This window comes from Aeromonas sp. HMWF017 (genome assembly GCF_003061465.1).
Lineage (GTDB): Bacteria > Pseudomonadota > Gammaproteobacteria > Enterobacterales > Aeromonadaceae > Aeromonas > Aeromonas veronii.
The window spans coordinates 1-10,643 of the sequence record NZ_QAJD01000133.1; the positions used below are offsets into that span (position 1 = coordinate 1).

The window sequence follows — 10,643 nt, forward strand, 5'->3', positions numbered from 1 at the left end:
AGGTGTTTGACGTCAACGAGATCGACAGCATGAAGGCGAACTTTGCGCAGTTCAACGAGTGGGCAGGGGAGGAAATAATCCGATTCACCTCCTATCGACTGTCAGATCTGACAGTGCAAAGCTGAAAACCTTGGCTATCTTCAAATTGGAATTCCTCCAAATTCCTCCATGATTTAATTCAAAGCCCCCTACCCAGGGGGCTTTGTTTTGGCTGATCTCCCATCCTGCCAGAGCCCACCAGTCGCGTTACAGGCCATCGCCGGCTATCTCTTCGCAACCACACTCCCGAGATCCTTCACGTACCCCTGCGAGCATTGAGCGCAGCCTCGAAAGGCCCCTCAACACCCAGCGCGCGCAATCGGGACCCCGCCTCGCCTGCGCGCTTTATGTGTTGAAAATCATGCGGGTGAAAGACTGGGGGCGGGTATCGGCTCCCCGCGCCAGCACTGGCTGCGCGGGGGATAACGGATCCTTTTTCGGATCCTTCACTATCGTTCAAAAAATTTCGCTGTTGAAATGTTATTGACGGTAGCGTTGTAGGTTGGGGTACGTGTAGGGCTGCAATGCTTGTCAACGAAAAGTTAAAGACTGTGCTTAAGTTCATGTTACTATTTTCGAATGTTTCACTATCTGCTTCAACCATATGCAAAACCAGAAAAGCAATAGGATTGATTTCGCAAACACTCTAAGAGGCTTTGCCGCATTAGCTGTAGTCATTTCACATTATTATGGCGTTTTTTGGTCAAGCCGTGCAGCTGTAGAGGTTTTAACAAATGCTCCAATGCTTCCCTTTGAAACGCATGCAATTCCTATTTATGTTTCATTGTTAAACTTTTTTCCATTATTTAATTGGGGGGCATATGGTGTAGCGTTATTTTTTATCATTAGTGGCTTCGTAATTCCATTTTCTTTGCAAAAAACAACTTGGTTAGGTTTTACTATCAATCGAATGTTGCGAATTGTGCCAACATATATTGTCGGTTTTAGTATTACGTTGGTTGCTATTTTAATTAGCTCCCATTATTTTTCAAGGGAGTGGCCGTTTACTGCTCAAGAAGTATTGATTCATTACATACCTGGCGTTAGAGATGTTTTATGGTCAAGAGGCATTGATGGAATAGTGTGGACGCTAGAGATTGAAATGAAGTTTTATTTTGTCTGCGCTCTATTGATTGTGCTATTTCGAAAGCAATCAACCATGGTGTTTTTAGCTCCGATATTTATTTTTATAGCATCGGTTGTTATTAATAGGTACATTCCTAATTGGGGTGAAACGGATGCAAGGTTATGGCAGTTGGCAATGACTTTCATGACAGTATCACAATATATTATTTATATGTTCATTGGTGTGGTATTTCACTATGTTCAACGTGGTCGTATTGAAAGAGATAAAGCATATCTATTAATTGGGGTGATTTTTTGCCTTTTCTGTTTACACTGGTACATTGGCCCCGCTGCTGCCGGAATAACGGTGGCGTGGAGTTATGCATTTGCATTGCTGACCTTTATTTTTGCATTTGCATATCAGGATTTTTTCAAGTCAAACAAATTCTTCGATTTCCTTGCGGATATAAGCTATCCACTCTATGTGATTCATGGCGTCGCTGGCTATGTAGCACTTAGGATATTACTCGATCTTGGCATGAAAGCTTGGGTCTCACTTTTAATTGTGACTGGTGGGTGTATATTTCTATCTTGGATTTTACATAAGCTAGTAGAAAAACCATCCCAACGAGTTGGCAAAAAGTTGGCGGGCTACTTTATTATAAAAAAAGATGCGTGCAGAGTTAGTACCGATGTAGCTGTCACCAATTCAAATCAATTCCATTAAACTGTTAGGTGTAATATAACTACTGAACAAGGGGCGAGCGCTCCCCTTGTTCTTTTATTACTAGGACTAAGCGCAAGCAGTATGTTTTTGTCGGTATATTACATTGTTCATTCTCACCATCTCGTTCATCGAACGAGAGCCCTATTACGGAAACCAGGTAAGCACCAAGTTGGCGATGCCCACCCATGACACCCGAGCGCTACTGGCCCTGATCCCCGAGCTGCTCCCCCGCATCTGGCGCGACGAGCAGCGTTACCAGAAAGGGGGCGTCATATTGGCCGACTTCACCCCAGCCAGCATGCAGCAGGGCGACTTGTTCGCCGCACAGCAGCAATCCCCGCGCAGCGAGGCGCTGATGCAGGTCATCGACAAGATCAACCAGAGACGGCTGGGGAAGGTCTACTTCGCGGCACGCGGCCGCGACACCCGGGAGTGGATGATGAAACGGGACCAACTAAGCCCCCGCTATACCACCGCTCTCGGCAAGCTGCCGGTGGTGAAGTGAGTTCTTCAAGCCTCATCTTTACCAAAGCACCGATGAAGAATGTGGCTACAGATGGGTAGCCACCTCTTAAGCCCTTCGGCCAAGATCACCAACCAGCTAGTTGGTACTGAAGGACTGGGGGGTAATAGCACCCCTAGCTATTTTTCCACTTTCTCACGATAGAGCCATCATATATATTGCTTGTTAGTGCATGTCATGAATTAACGCCCTGCTATGGTGTGAGCAACGCAATCCCTAAGCCAACGCATACCATCTTAAAAAATAAACACAATGCGTTGGTTGTCCTTCTTGAAGCGTTTGTTAGGTATACTACTCACGACGCTCATTGAGTTGTTGCTTAATTCGTACTGTGACTGTGGAGATAAATGGCCCCCCTACATCACCATTTAGCTCCACATAGTTTGGTTCCACACTTGGTAGAATATCGCCAAAGTTATCAGTCGAAATGTTTATTATTGATGAGCATTGAATTCTATATTGTTGGTTATAACCAACCATTTGCACAGAGTTATACTTGTTTTGCAAATCTCTTACCATCTTTGACCATTGACAATTACTAGGATTACCTATTGATTTTCCTATGCGACCTCCTGATGCCATAGATTGTAAGGCATCTAGTAAACCTAAACTGTGCCCCATAAAAGATGTATTTATGTTTTTAGGCCAACAAACATGGAATGGCCTCAAATAGGGTTTGTTCGCTTGCCAGTTAACTTTTTTGGGCATGAGTAAAAAACGAGAGCAATCAAACAAATTGTTTGCTCCGCCTAAGACATAGCTCCCAATTTTACTAGAATTCAAACTTGTGCCACTATATAGTGTCATAGATCGAGATGTGTTAATTTTTTCAAATAACTTACGCTCTTTCATTGTTGAGCTGTCTGCATTTAATTTATTATGTTTTGGGGTTACTTTGGCTTGAACTAAAAGCCCTTTTTCGCTTAAAAGAGTTCCATTTTGATCGTATTCTTCAACGATATATAGAAGATCTGCGAGTTCGCATTTCACAGTGCCACCGCTGACATAAGCCATAGCTTGTGGAGTGCCATCAATCCAAATCGACTCAACGTCAACGCTTGTGTTTAAGCCATTTTTAATGTTATTTGAAACTATGCATTTAGCTAGATCATTCAAAGTGGATGGGTGATGCAAGTTATATAGTGCCCACCGTTCCAATGATTTCCATTGGTTGCTGTTATATATTCCATGCCATCTAGACCATCCGAATTTTTTCATTGGAAATTCCCTGTTCTTAATAATAAATTAGAAGGAAGGTAATGTTGATTTGTTTATGTCGACTTCTATATAACTCTGCACTACCTCTGTGAAAGCTAAATGAAAAGCACTTTAAAATCATAATATTATTAACATATGTCAATTGTCTATACGCATGCGCTTGACCCCTCTTTTCCCCAGTTGACGGTCTGCTCGCTATTCATGTTCATATCCACTCCTCGCTATAGTCGTCCTGTTCCTGCATCCACTCGGGCGTATCCAGCCCCTCCAATACCTTCCACATCTCTGACTGATAAGGCTCGGATAGCATCTCGATCCAGCGGTGAGCCCCGGCGTGGCCTTGAGCTTGGTAAACCTTTCCGCACAGCTCAACCAGCATCGGCCAGTCCTGATCGCTTTCCGGTACCGCGTATTCATCAGGTTGGCCCGGTTCGGCTTGCGGCTGACCATCTTGTATCCAATCCGGCTCGCTGGGGAGCGCTCGGCTCGACTGCACCTGCCCGTTCTCCAACCAGAGGCTGAAACCGTCCACCGTGACGTTGGCACCAGCCCGCAATCGGTCGATGGAGAAGGGCGATAACCCCCATTGCTCCCTCATGATCTGGTCTGCGAAGGCATCAGGATCCGGCCGCGTACAGTTATTGTCAGAGCTCCAAGGTGCCGGGCTGTCGCCCGACTGAACTGCAACACCTAAACCCACACCCACACCGGCAGCCCCTGCGGCCTTGGCGGCCTCATAGGTGCCTGCAGGTACCACTTCCCACCCTTGCAGGCGGGTCTTGATGCCAAGGCGAGCGGAGGTAATACCCATTAGGCGCTTGATGTCTTCGCCATAGCTGTTGGCCTGCTCCTCGATGAGGTGGGCCAGCTTGATGGGGTGTTCGGCACGGGTGGCCAGTGCGCCGCCCATGGCATGCAGATAGCAGCGAAAGATGCCGTTATCTGCGGCAAAGCGGGCTGCCTCAAAGCGCGGGTCTTGCAGCACTGGCTTGGGTGGGCCTACCAGATCGGCATTCTTCTTGGCGTTGCTGATGCGGCGCAGTTCACGCCATATCCCGACCGGGGCACCGCCGATCTGCTGGAAAGTGCGAATGCCCCACCAACTGGCCCAGGCTACAGCATGTTGGGCCGCTTCATTTGCGGCGGTGCCAGCTTCTTCGTCATCGTCCAGGTAAGCGCCATCGATGTTCTTGGCAATGTATTTAGCGATATAGCCTGCGGCATCACCTTTAGTTGGATCGATTTCCTCCCAGTCAAAGCGGGGAGTAAAGTCGGTAAAGGGTGGGGCGCCCTTGATATTCCGTACCAGCTCTTCGTGGTCATCAGTCAGGGCATAGCGTCGTAGGATGCCGATCACCCGGTTGCGATCTTCCGGGCGCATAAATAGCAGCAGGTGCCAGTGCGGGGTGCCGTCGTGGTGGGCCTCGCAAACGCGAAATCCATAGACGGGCGCGTTCCACCGTTTGAGGGCGGCCCTGGCACGGCTCCATAGTTTGGCCAGATAGGCGCAGGTCTCCCGTGGCGTGGCCCCTTGATATCGCTTGTTCTCTACCGCTTGGCCGTTATGCTTTTGTGCCCAGGCATGAAAGCGGCTCGGGGCTGTCCAGGTGAAGAAAACTCCCACATGCCCCAATTCCTCGGCATAGTCACTGAACCCCCGTGCCCGCACCATCATTTCGTTGCGGCGGTTCACCGGGTTGGCGTTGCTGGCCTCCCAGCAATCCTTCATCGACACGACCAGGTCATAACGCTCGTTCACCACTTCCGACTCGGCCAGCCAGCGCATCATGGCCCGCTTGCGCTCGCGCACCACCTTCATAGTGGCGTTTGATACAAAAGCCGACACACCCTTGCGCACTTTGCCGAGCAGGATATTGATGTGCTCCTGCAGCCTGTCCCAGCTGCGGTTGACGCGCTTTTCCCACCACTTGGCGGAGAGCAGGCGCACCAGCACGCTCAGGATCCAGTTATCCCGCACCTCGTCGGTTTTGAACTTCGGCAGCTCGCCGATAAATCCCCACTGGTCGGCAGGCTGGCGCATCAGCTCCCAGGTCTGCAGCAGATCCGCTTCGGCACCCTCTTTGATGCCTCGTTCAATGTTCTTGTAAATGGCAGCGGTCTGGTTGGCGAACTGGTGTGCAATCTGTTTGCGGCCGGTGTCATCGCGCATCTGTTTCGGGTCGACCGGGATGGTCTGGAGCTGCATCCGCACCCACTTGGTTCGCTCCCTCAACCAGATGTTGGCGGAGCGGCAATGGGTAAAGCTGCAATCTTTGCGGCGGCGGATGTACTGCTTGAACAGGTTCTTGGTCAACTCGGTGGAGAGTCCATCGAGCAGTTGCATGGCCCAGATCAGATCGTACTGGCCGCGGTCACCAGCAAATGCGGCGTCAAAGTTGACGCCGGGCAGAGAGTTGCAAAGGGTATCGATGCGATGCCGCAGTGTTCTTTTCGACAGCGGCAGGCGTTTGGTCTTGCTGGTCATGCAGAGAGATAACCGGATAGCTGTTTGATGTGGGATTGGCAGCCACGAACGCTCATTTGGGCATGCTCTTTTAATCGGCGAGCGGCCGCACACTGGCGCAGCAACTGCTTGATGCTGGCGTGGGGGCGGGCAGGTAGCCGACGCGCATGGGCCAGCTCCCGCTGATAAAGGCGCAGCCGTGCCGCGTCTTCCCGGTAGGTGGCTTGCCAGCGATCTTGCAGGAGTGTGAGCTCCCATTGCAGTCCATGGCTCATTTGATGGTATCCCCCTGGCCATGCAGTGGTGCGCACTCGGCCCACCACTCGGCAATTTCCTGGGCCAGCGCCAACTCCACATTGGCGGCGGCCAACCAGTAGACGGTGCGTATTGCGCCCAGCGCCAGCAGCTCTGCCACCTGATCCCGGTTGCCTCTGGAATCGCTGCCCGCAGCGATAAACTCGGCGCGGGCGGCAAACCAGTGGGTGGTCAGCTGGCTGACCGGTGTGGTGGGCTGCATATGAGCAGGGCCGGCTTCGCTCAGCTCTTGTTGGGCGTCCAGCTCAAACAGTTCGAAGTTGCTCATCGCATGCCTCATCTATTGCCTGAAAGTCCGGCTCATCGATGGCGATATGGCCCGCCTCGATGCGGATCGAGATACCGAGTTCACCACCACAGCAGAGCGGGGCGGTCGGCAGCAGTTTCGATTCGTTCTGGGCTAGCCACTCTTTCAGGCTGGCCAGGGTGAACAGCGTGGTACTCATGCCTCATCCTCCATCACCAAATCGTCATCGAGCAGATCCGCAGGCTTGCTGGTCACCACCAGTTGCACCTGGATGTATTCATCCCCCGAGTAGAGTGCGCCCAGGGCGATGCGGTTATCCTCGGCGCGTGCGGCAAACATCTCGGCCAGCAGACCTTCGATCACCTTGGGCGCCTGGCTGGCAATCTTGATGGCGTCACTCATGAGCGGGCCCTCCGGTTTAGGTGGTGAAACAGTTGGTGCCAGCGCAAGGACTGCTGCGCCTGGAGTAACAGGGATTTGCCCTCTGATCTTCGATAAGCAAAAGAGGCAGGGCGAGCTTTGGCGGTCAGCCGCTGCTGAAGGCGCGGCAACTCTGCCAGCGCTTCTTGCTCGGATATGGGGTGGAAGATTTTGCTCATGCCTGCACCTCCGGTGTGCCGATGCCGGTAAGCAGCCAGTCGATGTGCCGTTTCAGCTCCGGGTGGTTGGCGATCAGCAGGAACAGGCCACCGCCAATTTCGCGATAGCCCAGCTCGTAGTTCTTGAGCGTGGTAGGGGGGATATCCAGCAGCGCGGCAAACTTGGGGCGGCTCAGCTTCAACTGTTCCCGCAACTGGCGCAGGCGCTTGGCGGCATGGTGGTTGAGCAGATTGATCTGGGTCGGTTGTGCGGTCATGGTCAGGCTCCTTGTTGAGGTGTGCAGGGGGTGATGCGGCTGAACAGAGAAGCCCAAGCCAGTGCGGTGGAACGCTCGAGCAGCGCCACACCGTCCGGGTGTTGGCTCAGACGGGCGCCATACCGGCCCGTCAGCTTGCGTTGCTGGATGCGAAGGTTGCGCAGTGCGCAGGGGATCGCTAAAGTTGCCATGTCGACTTCCTCATACGTTGTTGATAAAGGCCCGCTTGGAGTTGCAGCTCCGTTAAGCGGGCTTTTTAGTGCCCGATGGGTCTCGGGCCTTCTTGGCCAATCTGACCAGCGACATGCACCGCATGATCCAGTTGCTGGCGTTTGGCCTGTTCTCTCTTCTTCCGCTCGGCCAGTTCAGCCGGCATCACCTTCACCGACGGGTGCCACACCTTCGGATCACACCCGCTGTGAAACAGCGACTGATAATCCAGCGCAATCACCGCAAGGCGGATCGCCTCACGCTGCTGATAGGGCAGAGCAGAGAGGGTCGCCATCATCAGCGAATCCCATGGCTGGCGGGCGATGGCGCAAATGGCAACGCGCTTGGTCTTGGGCGCATTGAGCCAATCACCGTCGAGGTTTGAACCCGCTTTGTTTAGGTGCTCCCGCAACAGCGCTATGCCTGCGGTATTCATCAACACCTGCTCCTCGGCGGTCAGACCGGCGATGTTGCGGGGCTCTGGTTGGGTGTGTTGCATGCTGGTTTCTCCTTCACCTGGGCGCAGAATCTGGCGGCCAGTGAGGGGATCACTGGGCCACCTCTTTCACCCTGCGCGGGACAATGGGCAGCACAATGGCCGGATTGGGCATGGCACTGGGGCTGATGGTTGCGATGATTTCGAACCCCGCCTTGAAGGTGTGGCCGCAATCCACATTGCTGCATTGGTAAGTGGCGATGCCGCAAAGCGGGCTCATCCGGATGGATGTGCGAGTGCTGGCGCGGGCACCACAGTGGGGGCAAATCAGTCTCATGGGTTCTCCTAAGCTCCGGCCGCCATGCGCGCCATATCCAGCGCACAAGACAGAGAGGGAATGGCTTGGTATTTGTGCTCGATCTCGGTGATCAGCAGGGCAAGGTTGCCCATGGCTGCCGTTGCGGCACCGACCAGTGCATTGCGCTGCCCCTTGGTGACGCGGCCGCTCTCCACCACTGTCAGCGCCTGCGCGCCGAGTCCTGCCACCTTGGCCGTGGTGTCAATCACCTGATGGGTCAGGCTCGGGCCCTTCTCCCGCTCGGGGATAGCAATGGCCGTCAGGCGACAGCAGAACAGGGCGCCATCGAACAGGGTTTCATCGCCCTCACTTGCCTGGGTGAGTGCAATCAGCTCGACTACGGTCAGCTCGTGGGGCTGGTCGGGGTTTAACTTGTTGCGCAGGGTCTGCGGGTTAATGCCTGCCTTGTTGGCGAGTTCTGCCACGTTGTGGTTCGCCGCAAAGCGCTGGCAGGCACTGATCCAGTGCGGATGTTTGCTGCAAGTTTGTTCAAACATGGTCTTCATCCCGCAGCTTGCGCGACACTCTTGGTGTGCGCACAGGTTTCGAGATGGGTTCCAGACCCGGCTGATTCATTGCCTGCTGGGTGTAGAGCACCAGGTTGATCAGCACTTTTTCAGCACGGCCCTGCTTGGGCATGATGGGAATGCGACCGGCCCGCACGTAGTTCTCCACCGTGCGTTGGGTCAAGCCGGTACGCTCGGAGAAGCTCTCGACCGTGCAAACCGGGGTATCGATATGGATGGGGGCGATAATCATGGATGGTTGCCTCCTGCGAGTTCAGTTACGCGCGACCTTGCGCGGTGTGGTGCTGATCGGCTTTCAGCTTGCCGCCGGTCAGCACTTCGATTTGGTAGGCGCGGCCTTTGGGGATTGTGTCTCCCCAGCGAGATACAGCCGGCTCTGAGATGTTCAAAGATCTGGCTAGCTCTGCTGCGCTCCCGAAGTAGTTGATTGCGTCCTCTTTCTTCATAACCGCCCTTTTCGACCTTAAGTTAGGATGACTGTGAGGCTAACTTAACTTCGGTAAAGGATCAACCTTTTGTTCGGATTGCCGAGGTTAAGCTAGAGCGATGACAATTAGTGATCGCATTTTCAGTAGACGAACGGCTCTTAATCTTTCGAAGACGGCGCTTGCCAAAGCTATTGGTGTGAGTGACGTTTCGGTCGGAAAGTGGGAGTCTGGTTTGAACCAGCCGAAAGGCCGCTATCTCAATGACTTAGCGGCAGCGCTGGGGGTAACGGTCGACTGGCTTTTGGGTGGTGGAAGTGTTGGCTCTGAGTTGCCTACAAGTGAGCCGATCCCTGGATACCACAACGTCGAACCGGCGGTGATAATGCCGGGGAAACGGATCCCGATACTAAGCTATGTGCAAGCGGGCAACTGGCGCGAGATGTGCGAGCAGGCCACGACCTTCGATGGAAATGTCGAGTATGTGTCTGCCAGTATCGATATTGGCCCTCGCGGCTTCGGTCTCTGGCTGCGCGGCAATTCCATGACTCCGATCTTTAATGAAGGAGACTTGGTCATCGTTGACCCTGATGAGTCACCTCGCCCTGGCGATTATGTCGTTGCCAAGAACGGTAGCGAAGGGGCAACTTTTAAGAAGTACCGACCCCGCGGCATCGATGAGCACGGACAAGAGGTGTTTGAGCTTGTCCCCCTCAACGACGATTACCCATCCATGCACTCCGACCGACAGCACATCGAGATCATCGGCGTCATGATAGAACACAGAATATTTAGAAAAAGACAAACAGGGCGCTAATGCGCCCTGTTTCAAGAAAAGGTTAATTTTATGTATCTATACGGTAAGGCAAGATACACATTATCTCTAATGTCACTAGCGATAAAAACTCTAAATAAAATTAAAGATGATAGAGATAGTCCTACGAGTTTAATTGCAAATATTTCGCCTGATGTTGCATTTGTAATTATATCGGACATTGAGAATCTCTTCCATAGAATAGATGAACTGTTTGAACTTAAACATTTTTCTAGCTCTTATGGAGGAGGTAATGAAGCGTATTACAATATATGGCTAGAGTATATAGAGATGATATGTAAGGTGATGAAAGTAATTATATACTCGCCAGAATATCTCAACAGATTTTTTAGCGGTGATAAAAGCTTTGCAGCTTATTGCTCATCTCTATTCGATTCATTATATGCACAGATGCATAT

At 52.4% G+C, this 10,643-nt stretch carries 17 protein-coding genes and 1 pseudogene; 5 read left to right on the plus strand and 13 right to left on the minus strand.

Annotated elements, in window-relative coordinates:
• The 3 genes and pseudogenes from DBR30_RS22775 to DBR30_RS13010 form a co-directional block, all read left to right on the plus strand.
• Positions 1-125 (plus strand): annotated as a pseudogene (locus tag DBR30_RS22775) (phage portal protein); the annotation flags it as partial.
• 518 nt (positions 126-643) lie between these two features.
• Positions 644-1,831 (plus strand): acyltransferase family protein, encoded by a 1,188-nt coding sequence (locus tag DBR30_RS13005; RefSeq protein ID WP_108540214.1) that lies wholly within the window; start codon positions 644-646, stop codon positions 1,829-1,831.
• Between the two features lie 97 nt (positions 1,832-1,928).
• Positions 1,929-2,336 carry a DUF4113 domain-containing protein gene (locus DBR30_RS13010; RefSeq protein WP_258224422.1) on the plus strand — a complete coding sequence of 136 codons (408 nt, stop codon included), beginning with the start codon at positions 1,929-1,931 and terminating at the stop codon, positions 2,334-2,336.
• Between the two features lie 309 nt (positions 2,337-2,645).
• Here the strand turns inward: DBR30_RS13010 and DBR30_RS21105 are convergent, their stop codons facing one another.
• The 13 genes from DBR30_RS21105 to DBR30_RS13075 all read right to left on the minus strand — a co-directional run bounded on the left by DBR30_RS21105 (position 2,646) and on the right by DBR30_RS13075 (position 9,431).
• Positions 2,646-3,572: a hypothetical protein gene (locus tag DBR30_RS21105; protein ID WP_146181051.1), complete on the minus strand. Its 927-nt coding sequence runs from the start codon at positions 3,570-3,572 to the stop codon at positions 2,646-2,648.
• Positions 3,573-3,777: 205 nt separating this feature from the next.
• Positions 3,778-6,057: a replication endonuclease gene (locus tag DBR30_RS13015; RefSeq protein ID WP_108540212.1), complete on the minus strand. Its 2,280-nt coding sequence runs from the start codon at positions 6,055-6,057 to the stop codon at positions 3,778-3,780.
• Positions 6,054-6,311, minus strand: a complete 258-nt coding sequence (locus DBR30_RS13020; RefSeq protein WP_108540209.1) for a hypothetical protein — start codon at positions 6,309-6,311, stop codon at positions 6,054-6,056. Before DBR30_RS13020 ends, DBR30_RS13015 begins: the two co-directional genes overlap by 4 nt.
• Entirely contained in the window at positions 6,308-6,619 is a 312-nt protein-coding gene (locus tag DBR30_RS13025; protein ID WP_108540206.1) for a hypothetical protein, read from the minus strand. Before DBR30_RS13025 ends, DBR30_RS13020 begins: the two co-directional genes overlap by 4 nt.
• Positions 6,597-6,797, minus strand: a complete 201-nt coding sequence (locus DBR30_RS13030; protein WP_005352019.1) for a hypothetical protein — start codon at positions 6,795-6,797, stop codon at positions 6,597-6,599. The genes DBR30_RS13025 and DBR30_RS13030 overlap by 23 nt, the downstream gene beginning before the upstream one ends.
• Complete coding sequence (locus tag DBR30_RS13035) at positions 6,794-7,000, minus strand: hypothetical protein (RefSeq protein WP_108540203.1); 207 nt, start codon at positions 6,998-7,000, stop codon at positions 6,794-6,796. The genes DBR30_RS13030 and DBR30_RS13035 overlap by 4 nt, the downstream gene beginning before the upstream one ends.
• A 193-nt stretch (positions 7,001-7,193) precedes the next feature.
• Complete coding sequence (locus tag DBR30_RS13045) at positions 7,194-7,454, minus strand: helix-turn-helix domain-containing protein (RefSeq protein ID WP_108540198.1); 261 nt, start codon at positions 7,452-7,454, stop codon at positions 7,194-7,196.
• 2 nt (positions 7,455-7,456) lie between these two features.
• Complete coding sequence (locus DBR30_RS13050) at positions 7,457-7,645, minus strand: hypothetical protein (protein ID WP_108540195.1); 189 nt, start codon at positions 7,643-7,645, stop codon at positions 7,457-7,459.
• Positions 7,646-7,710: 65 nt separating this feature from the next.
• Complete coding sequence (locus DBR30_RS13055; RefSeq protein WP_108540192.1) at positions 7,711-8,163, minus strand: hypothetical protein; 453 nt, start codon at positions 8,161-8,163, stop codon at positions 7,711-7,713.
• A gap of 49 nt (positions 8,164-8,212) precedes the next feature.
• The gene (locus DBR30_RS13060) at positions 8,213-8,437 is read right to left on the minus strand and encodes an ogr/Delta-like zinc finger family protein (RefSeq protein WP_005351998.1); all 225 of its coding nucleotides are present in this window, start codon (positions 8,435-8,437) and stop codon (positions 8,213-8,215) included.
• An 8-nt stretch (positions 8,438-8,445) separates the two neighbouring features.
• Positions 8,446-8,955, minus strand: coding sequence for a phage regulatory CII family protein (locus DBR30_RS13065; protein WP_108540190.1), 510 nt, complete (start codon positions 8,953-8,955; stop codon positions 8,446-8,448).
• Positions 8,948-9,217: a regulator gene (locus DBR30_RS13070; protein WP_108540187.1), complete on the minus strand. Its 270-nt coding sequence runs from the start codon at positions 9,215-9,217 to the stop codon at positions 8,948-8,950. Before DBR30_RS13070 ends, DBR30_RS13065 begins: the two co-directional genes overlap by 8 nt.
• Before the next feature lie 25 nt (positions 9,218-9,242).
• Positions 9,243-9,431 carry a Cro/CI family transcriptional regulator gene (locus DBR30_RS13075; protein ID WP_108540184.1) on the minus strand — a complete coding sequence of 63 codons (189 nt, stop codon included), beginning with the start codon at positions 9,429-9,431 and terminating at the stop codon, positions 9,243-9,245.
• Between the two features lie 100 nt (positions 9,432-9,531).
• Here DBR30_RS13075 and DBR30_RS13080 point away from each other — a divergent pair, with 100 nt between their 5' ends.
• Both DBR30_RS13080 and DBR30_RS21385 read left to right on the plus strand, forming a co-directional pair.
• Positions 9,532-10,227: a LexA family protein gene (locus DBR30_RS13080; protein ID WP_108540181.1), complete on the plus strand. Its 696-nt coding sequence runs from the start codon at positions 9,532-9,534 to the stop codon at positions 10,225-10,227.
• Between the two features lie 30 nt (positions 10,228-10,257).
• The coding region (locus tag DBR30_RS21385; RefSeq protein ID WP_219927571.1) for a hypothetical protein at positions 10,258-10,643 on the plus strand (386 nt) is incomplete at its 3' end.